Genomic DNA, 14,350 nt, shown 5'->3' with positions numbered 1-14,350 from the left:
CCCCCGGTCCGCGGTTCCGGAAGGGCCCGCACTCCCAGGCAGGGAAAGTCCCGAAGAGGGACATTCATGTCAGCGAGAGTGCGACACGCCCGACCGCGTGGGTCGGAGGGGGAGCGGAATGGACAAGGACCACCGGGTCCAGAGCGTTACGAGAGACAGGACTACTGAGTAGCCATGGCGGGACAGAAGATCCGCATCCGGCTCAAGGCCTACGACCACGAGGTCATCGACTCCTCGGCGAAGAAGATCGTCGAGACGGTGACTCGCACTGGTGCGTCGGTCGCGGGCCCGGTGCCGCTGCCCACTGAGAAGAACGTGTACTGCGTCATCAAGTCGCCGCACAAGTACAAGGACTCGCGCGAGCACTTCGAGATGCGCACGCACAAGCGCCTGATCGACATCCTCGACCCGACCCCCAAGACCGTTGACTCTCTGATGCGACTCGACCTCCCGGCCGGTGTCGACATCGAGATCAAGCTCTGAAGGCCGGTGATCTGAGAATGGCTAAGCAGATCAAGGGCATCCTGGGCGAGAAGCTCGGCATGACGCAGGTGTGGGACGAGAACAACCGCGTTGTTCCGGTCACCGTCGTCAAGGCCGGCCCCAATGTCGTCACCCAGGTCCGCACGAACGACGTCGACGGCTACGAGTCCGTCCAGATCGCGTTCGGCGAGATCGACCCGCGCAAGGTGAACAAGCCCCTCAAGGGCCACTTCGCCAAGGCCGACGTCACCCCCCGCCGTCACCTCGTCGAGATCCGTACCGCCGACGCCTCCGAGTACACCCTCGGTCAGGAAGTCAGCGCCGAGGTCTTCGAGTCCGGCGTGAAGGTCGACGTCACCGGCAAGAGCAAGGGCAAGGGCTTCGCCGGTGTCATGAAGCGTCACAACTTCAAGGGCCTCGGCGCCGGACACGGCACCCAGCGCAAGCACCGCTCGCCCGGTTCCATCGGTGGCTGCGCCACCCCGGGCCGCGTGTTCAAGGGCCTCCGCATGGCCGGCCGCATGGGCAACGAGCGGGTCACCACCCAGAACCTGACCGTCCACGCCGTTGACGCGGAGAAGGGTCTGCTGCTCATCAAGGGCGCGGTTCCCGGTCCGAACGGCGGCCTCGTCCTGGTCCGCACTGCGGCCAAGGGGGCCTGAGGTAACCGATGAGCACTGTTGACATCCTTTCGCCTGCCGGCGAGAAGACCGGAAGCGTCGAGCTCCCCGCGGAGATCTTCGGCGTGGAGAAGATCAGCATTCCGCTGATCCACCAGGTCGTCGTCGCGCAGAACGCCGCTGCCCGCCAGGGCACGCACAAGACCAAGCGTCGCGGCGAGGTCCGTGGTGGCGGCAAGAAGCCGTACCGCCAGAAGGGCACCGGCCGCGCCCGCCAGGGTTCGACCCGTGCGCCGCAGTTCGCCGGCGGTGGCGTCGTCCACGGCCCGCAGCCGCGTGACTACTCGCAGCGGACCCCGAAGAAGATGAAGGCCGCGGCCCTGCGCCACGCCCTCACCGACCGGGCCCGCCACAACCGCATCCACGTCGTGACCGGCGTCATCGAGGGCGAGAACCCGTCCACGAAGGCCGCCCGGACGCTGTTCGGCAAGATCTCGGAGCGCAAGAACCTGCTCCTGGTCGTCGACCGCGCCGACGAGGCCGCGTGGCTGTCCGCCCGCAACCTGCCCCAGATCCACATCCTGGAGCCGGGCCAGCTGAACACGTACGACGTTCTCGTCTCGGACGACGTGGTCTTCACCCAGGCCGCTTTCGAGTCCTTCGTGTCTGGCCCCAACAAGGCCGCTGACACCGAAGGGAGCGAAGCCTGATGGCTACGCGTCACCCGAGCATCGCCTCCAAGGCGGCCAAGGCCGCCAAGGCCGCGCGCGTCGCCAAGGCGCGCCGCCACGAGGCCGAGGGCAAGAACACCGTCGTCACCCCGGCCAGCAAGGCGTTCACGGACCCCCGTGACGTGCTGCTGAAGCCGGTCGTGTCCGAGAAGAGCTACGCGCTCCTCGACGAGAACAAGTACACGTTCATCGTCGCGCCGGGCTCCAACAAGACCCAGATCAAGGAAGCCGTCCAGGCGGTCTTCTCGGTCAAGGTCACCGGGGTCAACACGATCAACCGCCAGGGCAAGCGGAAGCGGACCCGCACGGGCTTCGGCAAGCGTGCCGACAGCAAGCGCGCGATCGTGACCCTCGCCGAGGGCGACCGTATCGACATCTTCGGCGGTCCGACCTCCTGACGGAGGTCCGGATCGTCCGGAATCGGACGAGGACTGAGAAATGGGAATCCGCAAGTACAAGCCGACTACGCCGGGCCGTCGTGGCTCCAGCGTCGCCGACTTCGTCGAGGTCACGCGGTCCACGCCGGAGAAGTCGCTGGTCCGCCCGCTGCACAGCAAGGGCGGCCGTAACAACGCCGGTCGTGTGACCGTTCGCCACCAGGGTGGCGGACACAAGCGCGCCTACCGTGTCATCGACTTCCGTCGGCACGACAAGGACGGCGTGCCGGCGAAGGTCGCGCACATCGAGTACGACCCCAACCGCACCGCGCGCATCGCGCTGCTGCACTACGCCGACGGCGAGAAGCGCTACATCCTCGCCCCGCGCAACCTGCAGCAGGGCGACCGCGTCGAGAACGGTCCCGGGGCCGACATCAAGCCGGGCAACAACCTGGCGCTCCGCAACATCCCGGTCGGTACCACGATCCACGCGATCGAGCTCCGTCCCGGTGGCGGCGCCAAGTTCGCCCGCTCCGCCGGTGCCTCCGTGCAGCTGCTCGCGAAGGAGGGCTCGATGGCCCACCTGCGCATGCCGTCCGGAGAGATCCGCCTGGTCGACCAGCGCTGCCGCGCCACGGTCGGCGAGGTCGGCAACGCCGAGCAGAGCAACATCAACTGGGGCAAGGCGGGCCGTAAGCGCTGGCTGGGCGTTCGCCCGACCGTGCGTGGTGTGGTCATGAACCCGGTGGACCACCCGCACGGTGGTGGCGAAGGCCGTACCTCGGGTGGTCGCCACCCGGTGTCCCCCTGGGGCAAGAAGGAAGGCCGTACTCGTTCGCCCAAGAAGGCGTCGAACAAGTACATCGTCCGCCGCCGCAAGACGAACAAGAAGCGCTAAGGACGGGTTGAGATGCCTCGTAGCTTGAAGAAGGGACCCTTCGTCGACGACCACCTGATCAAGAAGGTGGACACGCAGAACGAAGCCGGTACCAAGAACGTCATCAAGACCTGGTCCCGTCGCTCGATGATCGTCCCGGCGATGCTCGGCCACACGATCGCGGTGCACAACGGCAAGACCCACATCCCGGTGTTTGTCACCGAGTCCATGGTCGGCCACAAGCTCGGCGAGTTCTCGCCGACGCGCACCTTCCGGGGTCACGTCAAGGACGACCGGAAGTCGAAGCGCCGCTAGTCAGCGGGGTGTGAAAGATCATGACAAACACTGAAGGGACAACCATGGAAGCCAGGGCCCAGGCGCGGTACATCCGCGTCACGCCCATGAAGGCCCGCCGCGTGGTGGACCTCATCCGTGGCATGGATGCCACGGAGGCTCAGGCGGTCCTGCGTTTCGCCCCGCAGGCCGCGAGCGTGCCGGTCGGCAAGGTGCTGGACAGCGCCATCGCCAACGCCGCGCACAACTACGACCACACCGACGCCGACAGCCTCTTCATTTCCGAGGCGTACGTCGACGAGGGCCCGACCCTGAAGCGGTTCCGTCCGCGTGCCCAGGGCCGCGCCTACCGGATCCGCAAGCGGACCAGCCACATCACCGTGGTCGTCAGCAGCAAGGAAGGAACCCGGTAATGGGCCAGAAGGTAAACCCGCACGGGTTCCGGCTCGGTGTCACGACCGACTTCAAGTCGCGTTGGTACGCCGACAAGCTGTACAAGGACTACGTCAAGGAAGACGTCGCCATCCGTCGGATGCTGACGTCCGGCATGGAGCGCGCCGGCATCTCCAAGGTCGAGATCGAGCGCACCCGTGACCGCGTCCGCGTGGACATCCACACGGCTCGTCCGGGCATCGTCATCGGCCGCCGCGGTGCGGAGGCCGACAAGATCCGCGGTCAGCTCGAGAAGCTCACCGGCAAGCAGGTCCAGCTGAACATCCTCGAGGTCAAGAGCCCCGAGACCGACGCTCAGCTGGTTGCCCAGGCCGTCGCCGAGCAGCTCTCCTCCCGCGTCTCCTTCCGTCGCGCCATGCGCAAGAGCATGCAGGGCACGATGAAGGCCGGCGCCAAGGGCATCAAGATCCAGTGCGGTGGCCGCCTCGGTGGCGCCGAGATGTCCCGCTCGGAGTTCTACCGCGAGGGCCGTGTGCCCCTGCACACGCTCCGCGCGAACGTGGACTACGGCTTCTTCGAGGCCAAGACGACCTTCGGCCGCATCGGTGTGAAGGTCTGGATCTACAAGGGCGACGTCAAGAACATCGCCGAGGTCCGCGCCGAGAACGCCGCCGCCCGTGCGGGCAACCGCCCGGCCCGTGGTGGCAACGACCGCCCGGCCCGTGGTGGCCGCGGTGGCGAGCGTCGCGGGCGCAAGCCGCAGCAGCAGTCGGCTCCGGCCGCCGAGGCCCCCAAGGCCGACGCGCCCGCCGCTGCCGCTCCGGCTGAGAGCACCGGAACGGAGGCCTGACCGTCATGCTGATCCCCCGTAGGGTCAAGCACCGCAAGCAGCACCACCCGAAGCGCCGCGGCATGGCCAAGGGCGGTACCACGGTTGCGTTCGGCGAGTACGGCATCCAGGCCCTCACGCCGGCGTACGTGACCAACCGCCAGATCGAGGCCGCCCGTATCGCGATGACCCGCCACATCAAGCGTGGCGGCAAGGTCTGGATCAACATCTACCCGGACCGCCCGCTCACGAAGAAGCCGGCCGAGACCCGCATGGGTTCCGGTAAGGGTTCTCCGGAGTGGTGGATCGCGAACGTGCACCCGGGCCGGGTCATGTTCGAGCTGTCCTACCCCAACGAGAAGATCGCCCGTGAGGCGCTGACCCGTGCGGCCCACAAGCTGCCGATGAAGTGCCGGATCGTCAAGCGCGAGGCAGGTGAAGCGTGATGTCGGCCGGTACCAAGGCGTCCGAGCTGCGCGAGCTGGGCAACGAGGAGCTTCTGGCGAAGCTCCGCGAGGCCAAGGAAGAGCTGTTCAACCTCCGCTTCCAGGCGGCGACGGGCCAGCTCGAGAACCACGGTCGGCTCAAGGCCGTCCGTAAGGACATCGCCCGGATCTACACCCTGATGCGTGAGCGCGAGCTGGGCATCGAGACGGTGGAGAGCGCCTGATGAGCGAGAGCAACGTGACTGAAGAGACGAAGGCCGCGCGCGGCTTCCGCAAGACCCGCCAGGGTCTGGTCGTCAGCGACAAGATGGACAAGACCGTCGTCGTCGCCGTCGAGGACCGCGTGACCCACGCCCTGTACGGCAAGGTCATCCGCCGTACCGAGAAGCTCAAGGCTCACGACGAGCAGAACGCCGCGGGCGTCGGCGACCGTGTCCTCCTCATGGAGACCCGGCCGCTGTCCGCGACGAAGCGCTGGCGCGTCGTCGAGGTCCTCGAGAAGGCCAAGTAAGAAATCTCCTGCGAGGCATTCCTCGCAGGACAGTTCCGCCAGGCTCCGGGAGTCGTTCACCAAGGTGACCGACTCCCGGGGAACCGGCAGACATTCAGGAGATAGACGTGATCCAGCAGGAGTCGCGGCTGCGTGTCGCCGACAACACGGGTGCGAAGGAAATCCTGACCATCCGTGTGCTCGGTGGCTCGGGCCGCCGCTACGCGGGTATCGGTGACGTCATCGTCGCCACCGTCAAGGACGCGATCCCCGGTGGCAACGTGAAGAAGGGTGACGTCGTCAAGGCGGTCATCGTTCGCACCGTCAAGGAGCGCCGCCGTCCCGACGGCTCGTACATCCGCTTCGACGAGAACGCCGCCGTCATTCTGAAGAACGACGGCGACCCTCGCGGCACCCGTATCTTCGGCCCGGTGGGCCGTGAGCTGCGCGAGAAGAAGTTCATGAAGATCATCTCCCTCGCGCCGGAGGTGCTGTGAGCATGAAGATCAAGAAGGGCGACCTGGTCCAGGTCATCACCGGTAAGGACAAGGGCAAGCAGGGCAAGGTCATCGCGGCCTTCCCCCGTGAGGACCGCGTCCTGGTCGAGGGTGTCAACCGGGTCAAGAAGCACACCAAGGCCGGTCCGACCGCTCGCGGTTCGCAGGCCGGCGGCATCGTGACCACCGAGGCCCCGATCCACGTCTCCAACGTCCAGCTGGTCGTGGAGAAGGACGGCAACAAGGTCGTCACGCGCGTCGGTTACCGCTTCGACGACGAGGGCAACAAGGTTCGCGTTGCCAAGCGGACGGGTGAGGACATCTGATGGCTACCACCACCACTCCGCGTCTCAAGACGAAGTACCGCGAGGAGATCGCGGGCAAGCTGCGTGAGGAGTTCTCCTACGAGAACGTCATGCAGATCCCCGGCCTCGTGAAGATCGTGGTCAACATGGGTGTCGGCGACGCCGCCCGTGACTCGAAGCTGATCGAGGGCGCGATCCGCGACCTGACCACCATCACCGGTCAGAAGCCGGCCGTCACCAAGGCCCGCAAGTCCATCGCGCAGTTCAAGCTGCGTGAGGGTCAGCCGATCGGTGCCCACGTCACGCTCCGTGGCGACCGCATGTGGGAGTTCCTGGACCGCACCCTGTCGCTCGCGCTGCCGCGCATCCGCGACTTCCGCGGTCTGTCCCCCAAGCAGTTCGACGGCCGTGGCAACTACACCTTCGGTCTCACGGAGCAGGTCATGTTCCACGAGATCGACCAGGACAAGATCGACCGCACCCGGGGTATGGACATCACCGTGGTGACCACGGCGACCAACGACGCTGAGGGCCGCGCGCTCCTCCGTCACCTCGGCTTCCCCTTCAAGGAGGCGTGAGCGAGATGGCGAAGAAGGCTCTGATTGCCAAGGCTGCTCGCAAGCCCAAGTTCGGTGTCCGCGGCTACACGCGCTGCCAGCGCTGCGGCCGTCCGCACTCCGTCTACCGCAAGTTCGGCCTGTGCCGCGTGTGCCTTCGTGAGATGGCTCACCGTGGCGAGCTGCCGGGCGTGACCAAGAGCTCCTGGTAATCCGGTAATTCCGGGTTATTCAGACTCTCGGTAAGCAACTGGGTCGGCAGGGGCCCGGCTCCGCATGCCTTAGGCTTGTGGGGTTGGGCGTCTGTCGCGCCCGTACGACTTACTACGCCGTAGGTCCACCGCGCCGCACCCGTCCCGTCTCGGATCGGGGAGAGGGATGGCGCACCAGGAAACCCCGGCGAGAGAGGCCGAAGGCCAATTCATGACCATGACTGATCCGATCGCAGACATGCTTACGCGTCTGCGGAACGCGAACTCGGCGTACCACGACTCCGTGACGATGCCGGCGTCCAAGATCAAGTCTCACATCGCGGAGATCCTCCAGCAGGAGGGCTTCATCACCGGCTGGAAGACCGAGGACGCCGAGGTCGGCAAGAACCTCGTCCTCGAGCTGAAGTTCGGCCCGAACCGTGAGCGCTCCATCGCGGGCATCAAGCGGATCTCCAAGCCCGGTCTCCGGGTGTACGCGAAGTCCACCAACCTGCCCAAGGTGCTGGGTGGCCTCGGCGTGGCGATCATCTCCACGTCCCACGGGCTCCTCACCGACAAGCAGGCCGGCAAGAAGGGCGTAGGCGGAGAAGTCCTCGCCTACGTCTGGTAACGGAAGGGAACGGAGGAAACAGCTATGTCGCGCATCGGCAAGCTCCCCATCGCGGTTCCCGCCGGCGTGGACGTCACCATCGACGGCCGTACGGTTTCGGTCAAGGGCCCCAAGGGCTCGCTGACCCACACCGTCGTGGCGCCGATCGACATCGCCAAGGGTGAGGACGGCGTGCTGAACGTCACCCGCCCCAACGACGAGCGTCAGAGCAAGGCCCTGCACGGCCTGTCCCGCACGCTGGTGGCGAACATGATCACCGGCGTGACCCAGGGTTACGTGAAGAAGCTCGAGATCAGCGGTGTCGGTTACCGCGTGCTCGCCAAGGGTTCGAACCTGGAGTTCTCCCTCGGCTACAGCCACCCGATCCTCGTCGAGGCCCCCGAGGGAATCACCTTCAAGGTGGAGAACCCGACCCACTTCTCGGTCGAGGGCATCGACAAGCAGAAGGTCGGCGAGGTTGCGGCCAACATCCGCAAGCTGCGCAAGCCCGACCCGTACAAGGCCAAGGGCGTCAAGTACGAGGGCGAAGTCATCCGCCGCAAGGTCGGAAAGGCGGGTAAGTAAGCCATGGCATACGGACAGAAGATCCTCAAGGGCGACGCCTACAAGCGCGCCGCGATCAAGCGCCGCCACATCCGGATTCGCAAGAATCTCTCGGGTACGGCGGAGCGTCCCCGTCTGGTCGTTACCCGTTCGAACCGCCACATCGTGGCCCAGGTGATCGACGACATCAAGGGTCACACCCTGGCGTCGGCGTCCACCCTGGACACCTCGATCCGCGGTGGCGAGGCCGACAAGTCCGCGCAGGCCAAGCAGGTCGGCGCCCTGGTCGCCGAGCGCGCCAAGGCTGCCGGTGTCGAGGCCGTCGTGTTCGACCGTGGTGGCAACCAGTACGCCGGGCGCATCGCCGCCCTGGCGGACGCCGCCCGCGAAGCCGGACTGAAGTTCTGAGCCGGTTCCGTAACGCTAGCGGAAACAGAGAGAGGTAATTCCAATGGCTGGACCCCAGCGCCGCGGCAGCGGTGCCGGTGGCGGCGAGCGGCGGGACCGGAAGGGCCGTGACGGTGGCGCAGGTGCCGCCGAGAAGACCGCTTACGTTGAGCGCGTCGTCGCGATCAACCGCGTCGCCAAGGTTGTGAAGGGTGGTCGTCGCTTCAGCTTCACCGCGCTGGTCGTGGTGGGCGACGGTGACGGCACCGTGGGTGTCGGATACGGCAAGGCCAAGGAGGTGCCGGCCGCCATCGCCAAGGGTGTTGAGGAGGCCAAGAAGCACTTCTTCAAGGTCCCCCGCATCCAGGGCACCATCCCGCACCCCATCCAGGGTGAGAAGGCTGCCGGCGTCGTGCTGCTCAAGCCCGCGTCCCCCGGTACCGGCGTTATCGCCGGTGGCCCGGTGCGCGCCGTGCTCGAGTGCGCCGGTATCCACGACGTGCTGTCGAAGTCGCTCGGCTCCGACAACCAGATCAACATCGTGCACGCGACCGTGGAGGCCCTCAAGGGCCTGCAGCGTCCCGAGGAGATCGCGGCCCGCCGTGGTCTGCCGCTCGAGGACGTCGCCCCCGCGGCCCTTCTCCGTGCGCGTGCCGGGGCGGGTGCGTAATCATGGCGCAGCTCAAGATTACGCAGGTCAAGTCCTACATCGGCAGCAAGCAGAACCACCGTGACACCCTGCGCTCCCTTGGTCTCAAGGGGATCAACACGCAGGTCGTCAAGGAGGACCGCCCCGAGTTCCGCGGCATGGTGCACACCGTCCGCCACCTCGTGACGGTCGAGGAGGTCGACTGATCATGGCGGAGAACAACCCGCTCAAGATCCACAACCTCCGTCCCGCCCCCGGCGCCAAGACCGCCAAGACCCGTGTCGGTCGTGGTGAGGCGTCGAAGGGTAAGACGGCCGGTCGTGGTACGAAGGGCACGAAGGCCCGTTACCAGGTTCCGGAGCGCTTCGAGGGTGGCCAGATGCCCCTCCACATGCGTCTTCCGAAGCTGAAGGGCTTCAAGAACCCGTTCAAGACCGAGTTCCAGGTCGTGAACCTCGAGAAGCTGGCCGCGCTGTACCCCGAGGGTGGCGAGGTCACCGTCGAGGGCCTGGTGGCCAAGGGTGCCGTTCGCAAGAACAGCCTCGTCAAGGTCCTCGGCCAGGGCGAGATCTCCGTGGCGCTGCAGGTGACGGTCGACGCCGTCTCCGGCTCCGCCAAGGAGAAGATCACCGCCGCCGGCGGTACCGTCACCGAGCTCGTCTGAACCACTCGGACGTGTCGATGACATGAGCGATCCCGACCGGGGATGCCCCACAAAAGGGGTATCCCCGGTTGGTCGTTCCAAGGGGAGTGCTCCCGCCGGTAAGGTGGCCTGCGCTGCCCTCTTTCACGGGTGCGTCACATGAGGCACTCTTGACGGCGGTTCAGCGTTACTCCCTTAGCCGTCCACTTATCAGTCGTCAGTCGAACCTCAAGACCGTCACCCTTGACGCAGTAGCGCGGGGGTCGCAGGAGGCACCGTGCTCACCGCGTTCGCCCGGGCGTTCAAGACGCCCGACCTGCGCAAGAAGCTGCTCTTCACGCTCGGCATCATCGTGGTGTACCGACTCGGTACCCACATTCCCATTCCAGGCGTCGACTACAAGAACGTCCAGGAGTGCGTGGACCAGGCGTCCGGCAACCAGGGCCTCTTCGGCCTGGTCAACATGTTCAGCGGTGGCGCCCTGCTGCAGATCACGGTCTTCGCGCTCGGCATCATGCCGTACATCACGGCGAGCATCATTCTGCAGCTGCTGACCGTCGTGATCCCGCGCCTGGAAGCCCTCAAGAAGGAGGGCCAGGCCGGTACGGCGAAGATCACGCAGTACACCCGTTACCTGACCGTCGCGCTCGCCATCCTGCAGGGCACCGGCCTGGTGGCCACCGCCCGCAGCGGCGCCCTCTTCTCCGGCTGCACCGTCGCCGGCCAGATCGTGCCCGACCAGGCGATCTTCACCACCGTCGTCATGGTCATCTGCATGACCGCCGGTACCTGTGTCGTCATGTGGCTCGGCGAGCTGATCACCGACCGCGGCATCGGCAACGGCATGTCGATCCTGATGTTCATCTCGATCGCCGCGACCTTCCCGTCCGCTCTGTGGGCCATCAAGAAGCAGGGCGAGCTGGCCGACGGCTGGATCGAGTTCGGCACGGTCATCCTCGTCGGCCTGGTCATGGTCGGCCTGGTGGTCTTCGTGGAGCAGGCCCAGCGCCGCATCCCCGTGCAGTACGCGAAGCGCATGATCGGCCGCCGCTCCTACGGCGGCACCTCGACGTACATCCCGCTCAAGGTGAACCAGGCGGGTGTCATCCCCGTCATCTTCGCCTCGTCGCTGCTCTACATCCCGGCACTGATCGTCCAGTTCTCGAACTCGACGGCGGGCTGGGCCACCTGGATCACGAAGAATCTCGCGGACACCGCGGCGACGCCGCACATCATCCTGTACTTCTTCCTGATCGTCTTCTTCGCCTTCTTCTACGTGGCCATCTCGTTCAACCCCGAGGAAGTCGCGGACAACATGAAGAAGTATGGTGGCTTCATCCCGGGCATCCGGGCTGGCCGACCGACCGCTGAGTATCTGAGCTACGTACTCAACCGGATCACCTGGCCGGGTTCGCTGTACTTGGGTCTGATCGCTCTCGTCCCGACAATGGCGTTGGCTGGTTTCGGGGCAAACCAGAACTTCCCGTTCGGTGGCACCAGCATCCTGATCATCGTGGGTGTCGGTCTCGAGACGGTGAAGCAGATCGAGAGCCAGCTCCAGCAGCGCAATTACGAAGGGTTCCTCCGCTGATGCGAATCGTCCTCGTCGGGCCTCCGGGTGCCGGAAAGGGAACGCAGGCCACCCGCCTTGCCGAGACGCTGCACATTCCGCACATCTCCACGGGCGACCTGTTCCGCGCGAACATCAGCCAGCAGACCGAACTGGGCAAGCTCGCGAAGTCCTACATGGACGCCGGCAATCTCGTGCCGGACGAGGTCACCATCGCCATGGCGAAGGACCGCATGGAGCAGCCCGACGCCGAGGGCGGCTTCCTGCTGGACGGCTTCCCGCGGAACGTCTCCCAGGCCGAGGCGCTGGACGAGCTGCTCGAGACCGAGGACATGAAGCTCGACGCGGTGCTGGACCTGGAGGCCCCGGAGGACGAGGTCGTCAAGCGGATCGCCGGCCGGCGCGTCTGCCGCAACGACTCGGCCCACGTCTTCCACGTGACGTACACCCCGCCGAAGAAGGAAGGCGTCTGCGACGTCTGCGGCGGCGAGCTGTACCAGCGGGACGACGACTCCGAGGAGACGGTCCGCAAGCGGCTCGAGGTCTACCACACGCAGACCGAGCCGATCATCGACTACTACAAGTCGCAGGGCCTGGTCGCCACCATCGCCGCGACGGGCCCCGTGGACGAGGTCACCCGCCGTGCGCTGGAGGCGCTCAAGCGCGACCAGTAGTACTCCGCCCGGCTGCAGCCGCGGTCCCTCGCTCAGGGGGCCGCGGCTGTGCTGTGGGGTGGGACGGCCGCGGGCCGTATCGTGGAACCGCGTCCCCGTTCCTCATTCCCTCCCCGTCCCTCCCTCCTCCGGTCCAGTCCAGAAAGGCCGCAGCCCCCATGGTGCAGATCAAGAACCCCGAGCAGATCGCCAAGATGCGCGAGGCGGGGCTGGTCGTCGCCGCCATCCACGCGGCCACCCGCGAGGCCGCCGTGCCCGGCGCGACGACCAAGGACCTGGACCAGGTCGCCCGCAAGGTCCTCGCGGAGCACGACGCCAAGCCGAACTTCCTCGGGTACGGCGGCTTCCCCGCCACCATCTGCACCTCGGTGAACGAGGTCGTCGTCCACGGCATCCCGTCCGACGACGTGGTGCTCAAGGACGGCGACGTCATCTCCATCGACTGCGGCGCGATCATCGACGGCTGGCACGGCGACGCCGCCTACACGGCCTTCGTCGGCTCCGGTCACTCCCCGGAGCTGGTCGAGCTGTCCCGGGTGACCGAGGAGTCGATGTGGGCGGGCATCGCGGCCATGAAGCAGGGCAACCGCCTGGTGGACGTCTCCCGCGCCATCGAGACCTACATCCGCCGCCAGCCCAAGCCCGGCGGCGGCAAGTACGGGATCATCGAGGACTACGGCGGCCACGGCATCGGCACCGAGATGCACATGGACCCGCACCTGCTGAACTACGTCGACCGCCGCCGCGGCAAGGGCCCGAAGCTCGTCCCCGGCTTCTGCCTCGCCATCGAGCCGATGGTCTCCCTCGGCACCCCCCGCACCGAGGTGCTGTCGGACGAGTGGACGGTCATCACGACCGACGGCACCTGGTCCTCCCACTGGGAGCACTCGGTGGCCCTGACGGAACAGGGCCCGCTGGTCCTGACGTCCCCCGACGGCGGCAGGGCGAAGCTGGCGGAGCTGGGGATCACGGCGGCGCCGGACCCCCTTGCATAACGATCTCGCATCCGGGGCAGACTTCCTCGTTTCGCCTTTCCGGGTTCGCTGACGTAGACTGACTCGTCGGCTCCCGTGCACCCCCATGTCTGGAGGATTGCACGATGAGTCGATCAAGGTAGTCGATTCGAAGGGCGAAGCGTGGCCAAGAAGCAAGGTGCCATCGAGATCGAGGGCACTGTCGTCGAGTCTCTTCCGAACGCCATGTTCAAGGTCGAGCTCCAGAACGGCCACCAGGTCCTGGCACACATCAGCGGCAAGATGCGTATGCACTACATCCGCATCCTCCCTGACGACCGGGTCGTGGTGGAGCTGTCTCCGTACGACCTGACGCGTGGCCGGATCGTCTACCGGTACAAGTAGATCTTGCCCACGTCCCGCGTGCTCCGCGCGCGGGTCCGCCGGCAACTGACCCGGAGAACCTCACACCCATGAAGGTCAAGCCGAGCGTCAAGAAGATCTGCGACAAGTGCAGGGTGATCCGCCGTCACGGTCGGGTCATGGTCATCTGCGACAACCCGCGCCACAAGCAGCGCCAGGGCTGAAGCCTGACCGTTCCCTCCGCGATTCGCATGACTTCGCGCGACGCGAGCTGAACATGTTCATACGCAGGACCCGGGCGCCCAGGCGTCCGACACCCCCGGTTCGGAGGCCGGGGACCCGATACGTACCTCATACGGCGGCCGGGGACCGGTTCTGTGGAAGACCTCCGACAATCAACTGGAGCCATTGAATGGCACGCGTTTCCGGTGTTGACATCCCGCGCGAAAAGCGCGTCGAGATCGCCCTCACCTACGTGTTCGGCATCGGCCGGACCCTCTCGCAGCAGACGCTCGCCGCCACCGGCGTGGACCCGAACACCCGTGTTCGGGACCTCTCCGAGGAGCAGCTCGTCGCGATCCGCGAGTACGTCGACAACAACATCAAGACCGAGGGTGACCTCCGTCGCGAGGTGCAGGCCGACATCCGCCGCAAGGTCGAGATCGGCACCTACCAGGGTCTGCGCCACCGTCGCGGTCTGCCCGTCCGCGGTCAGCGCACCAGCACCAACGCCCGCACCCGCAAGGGCCCGCGTCGCGCCATCGCCGGCAAGAAGAAGCCGGGCAAGAAGTAGTCCGCAGCGGACTTCGCCGTCCAGCGGTCTTCGCTGTAGGACCGACCACCTCCC

27 protein-coding genes are annotated in these 14,350 nt (G+C 66.4%); all 27 read left to right on the top strand.

The window, feature by feature from the left end:
- The first annotated feature begins 174 nt into the window (after window positions 1-174).
- The 27 genes from rpsJ (at window position 175) to rpsM (ending at window position 14,296) form a co-directional block, all read left to right on the top strand.
- Window positions 175-483, top strand: a complete 309-nt coding sequence (gene rpsJ, locus Sru02f_RS34265) for a 30S ribosomal protein S10 (protein WP_003948644.1) — start codon at window positions 175-177, stop codon at window positions 481-483.
- A 17-nt stretch (window positions 484-500) separates the two neighbouring features.
- Window positions 501-1,145 carry a 50S ribosomal protein L3 gene (gene rplC, locus Sru02f_RS34260; protein ID WP_007443982.1) on the top strand — a complete coding sequence of 215 codons (645 nt, stop codon included), beginning with the start codon at window positions 501-503 and terminating at the stop codon, window positions 1,143-1,145.
- 8 nt (window positions 1,146-1,153) lie between these two features.
- On the top strand, window positions 1,154-1,813 hold the full coding sequence (rplD, locus tag Sru02f_RS34255; RefSeq protein ID WP_052839853.1) for a 50S ribosomal protein L4: 660 nt from the start codon (window positions 1,154-1,156) through the stop codon (window positions 1,811-1,813).
- Entirely contained in the window at window positions 1,813-2,232 is a 420-nt protein-coding gene (gene rplW, locus Sru02f_RS34250) for a 50S ribosomal protein L23 (RefSeq protein ID WP_007443985.1), read from the top strand. The genes rplD and rplW overlap by 1 nt, the downstream gene beginning before the upstream one ends.
- Before the next feature lie 40 nt (window positions 2,233-2,272).
- Window positions 2,273-3,109, top strand: coding sequence for a 50S ribosomal protein L2 (gene rplB / locus Sru02f_RS34245; RefSeq protein ID WP_030400225.1), 837 nt, complete (start codon window positions 2,273-2,275; stop codon window positions 3,107-3,109).
- Between the two features lie 12 nt (window positions 3,110-3,121).
- Window positions 3,122-3,403, top strand: a complete 282-nt coding sequence (gene rpsS, locus Sru02f_RS34240; protein ID WP_003974263.1) for a 30S ribosomal protein S19 — start codon at window positions 3,122-3,124, stop codon at window positions 3,401-3,403.
- A 44-nt stretch (window positions 3,404-3,447) separates the two neighbouring features.
- Window positions 3,448-3,795 carry a 50S ribosomal protein L22 gene (gene rplV / locus Sru02f_RS34235; protein WP_003974262.1) on the top strand — a complete coding sequence of 116 codons (348 nt, stop codon included), beginning with the start codon at window positions 3,448-3,450 and terminating at the stop codon, window positions 3,793-3,795.
- Window positions 3,795-4,625: a 30S ribosomal protein S3 gene (gene rpsC, locus Sru02f_RS34230; protein ID WP_109034237.1), complete on the top strand. Its 831-nt coding sequence runs from the start codon at window positions 3,795-3,797 to the stop codon at window positions 4,623-4,625. Before rplV ends, rpsC begins: the two co-directional genes overlap by 1 nt.
- 5 nt (window positions 4,626-4,630) lie before the next feature.
- Entirely contained in the window at window positions 4,631-5,050 is a 420-nt protein-coding gene (gene rplP, locus Sru02f_RS34225) for a 50S ribosomal protein L16 (protein WP_007443989.1), read from the top strand.
- A complete protein-coding gene (gene rpmC / locus Sru02f_RS34220; RefSeq protein ID WP_003974259.1) occupies window positions 5,050-5,274 on the top strand; it encodes a 50S ribosomal protein L29 in 225 nt (74 codons plus the stop codon). The genes rplP and rpmC overlap by 1 nt, the downstream gene beginning before the upstream one ends.
- A complete protein-coding gene (gene rpsQ / locus Sru02f_RS34215; RefSeq protein ID WP_003974258.1) occupies window positions 5,274-5,561 on the top strand; it encodes a 30S ribosomal protein S17 in 288 nt (95 codons plus the stop codon). The genes rpmC and rpsQ overlap by 1 nt, the downstream gene beginning before the upstream one ends.
- 107 nt (window positions 5,562-5,668) lie before the next feature.
- Window positions 5,669-6,037, top strand: a complete 369-nt coding sequence (gene rplN / locus Sru02f_RS34210; RefSeq protein WP_003974257.1) for a 50S ribosomal protein L14 — start codon at window positions 5,669-5,671, stop codon at window positions 6,035-6,037.
- 2 nt (window positions 6,038-6,039) lie between these two features.
- Window positions 6,040-6,363 carry a 50S ribosomal protein L24 gene (rplX, locus tag Sru02f_RS34205; protein WP_003974256.1) on the top strand — a complete coding sequence of 108 codons (324 nt, stop codon included), beginning with the start codon at window positions 6,040-6,042 and terminating at the stop codon, window positions 6,361-6,363.
- On the top strand, window positions 6,363-6,920 hold the full coding sequence (gene rplE / locus Sru02f_RS34200) for a 50S ribosomal protein L5 (protein WP_003974255.1): 558 nt from the start codon (window positions 6,363-6,365) through the stop codon (window positions 6,918-6,920). The genes rplX and rplE overlap by 1 nt, the downstream gene beginning before the upstream one ends.
- A gap of 5 nt (window positions 6,921-6,925) precedes the next feature.
- Window positions 6,926-7,111, top strand: coding sequence for a type Z 30S ribosomal protein S14 (locus tag Sru02f_RS34195; protein ID WP_003948630.1), 186 nt, complete (start codon window positions 6,926-6,928; stop codon window positions 7,109-7,111).
- A gap of 211 nt (window positions 7,112-7,322) precedes the next feature.
- Entirely contained in the window at window positions 7,323-7,721 is a 399-nt protein-coding gene (rpsH, locus tag Sru02f_RS34190; protein WP_026248232.1) for a 30S ribosomal protein S8, read from the top strand.
- A gap of 24 nt (window positions 7,722-7,745) precedes the next feature.
- Window positions 7,746-8,285 carry a 50S ribosomal protein L6 gene (gene rplF, locus Sru02f_RS34185; protein WP_003974253.1) on the top strand — a complete coding sequence of 180 codons (540 nt, stop codon included), beginning with the start codon at window positions 7,746-7,748 and terminating at the stop codon, window positions 8,283-8,285.
- 3 nt (window positions 8,286-8,288) lie between these two features.
- Entirely contained in the window at window positions 8,289-8,672 is a 384-nt protein-coding gene (gene rplR, locus Sru02f_RS34180; protein WP_003974252.1) for a 50S ribosomal protein L18, read from the top strand.
- Between the two features lie 43 nt (window positions 8,673-8,715).
- A complete protein-coding gene (gene rpsE / locus Sru02f_RS34175) occupies window positions 8,716-9,321 on the top strand; it encodes a 30S ribosomal protein S5 (protein WP_003974251.1) in 606 nt (201 codons plus the stop codon).
- Between the two features lie 2 nt (window positions 9,322-9,323).
- Window positions 9,324-9,506: a 50S ribosomal protein L30 gene (gene rpmD, locus Sru02f_RS34170; RefSeq protein ID WP_003974250.1), complete on the top strand. Its 183-nt coding sequence runs from the start codon at window positions 9,324-9,326 to the stop codon at window positions 9,504-9,506.
- Between the two features lie 2 nt (window positions 9,507-9,508).
- On the top strand, window positions 9,509-9,964 hold the full coding sequence (gene rplO / locus Sru02f_RS34165; RefSeq protein WP_055418358.1) for a 50S ribosomal protein L15: 456 nt from the start codon (window positions 9,509-9,511) through the stop codon (window positions 9,962-9,964).
- 256 nt (window positions 9,965-10,220) lie between these two features.
- Window positions 10,221-11,534, top strand: coding sequence for a preprotein translocase subunit SecY (gene secY / locus Sru02f_RS34160; protein ID WP_003974248.1), 1,314 nt, complete (start codon window positions 10,221-10,223; stop codon window positions 11,532-11,534).
- Window positions 11,534-12,187, top strand: a complete 654-nt coding sequence (locus tag Sru02f_RS34155; RefSeq protein WP_003974247.1) for an adenylate kinase — start codon at window positions 11,534-11,536, stop codon at window positions 12,185-12,187. The genes secY and Sru02f_RS34155 overlap by 1 nt, the downstream gene beginning before the upstream one ends.
- Before the next feature lie 158 nt (window positions 12,188-12,345).
- Window positions 12,346-13,182: a type I methionyl aminopeptidase gene (map, locus tag Sru02f_RS34150; RefSeq protein ID WP_003974246.1), complete on the top strand. Its 837-nt coding sequence runs from the start codon at window positions 12,346-12,348 to the stop codon at window positions 13,180-13,182.
- 141 nt (window positions 13,183-13,323) lie between these two features.
- Window positions 13,324-13,545, top strand: a complete 222-nt coding sequence (infA, locus tag Sru02f_RS34145) for a translation initiation factor IF-1 (RefSeq protein WP_003948620.1) — start codon at window positions 13,324-13,326, stop codon at window positions 13,543-13,545.
- A 68-nt stretch (window positions 13,546-13,613) separates the two neighbouring features.
- Window positions 13,614-13,727 carry a 50S ribosomal protein L36 gene (gene rpmJ, locus Sru02f_RS34140; protein ID WP_003974245.1) on the top strand — a complete coding sequence of 38 codons (114 nt, stop codon included), beginning with the start codon at window positions 13,614-13,616 and terminating at the stop codon, window positions 13,725-13,727.
- Between the two features lie 188 nt (window positions 13,728-13,915).
- Window positions 13,916-14,296, top strand: a complete 381-nt coding sequence (rpsM, locus tag Sru02f_RS34135) for a 30S ribosomal protein S13 (protein ID WP_003974244.1) — start codon at window positions 13,916-13,918, stop codon at window positions 14,294-14,296.
- The last annotated feature ends 54 nt before the right edge of the window (window positions 14,297-14,350 follow it).

Source organism: Streptomyces rubrogriseus (assembly GCF_027947575.1).
GTDB classification, from domain to species: Bacteria; Actinomycetota; Actinomycetes; order Streptomycetales; family Streptomycetaceae; genus Streptomyces; species Streptomyces rubrogriseus.
Note: the sequence above shows the minus strand (reverse complement) of the source record. Positions and strands in the feature narration are given on the sequence as shown.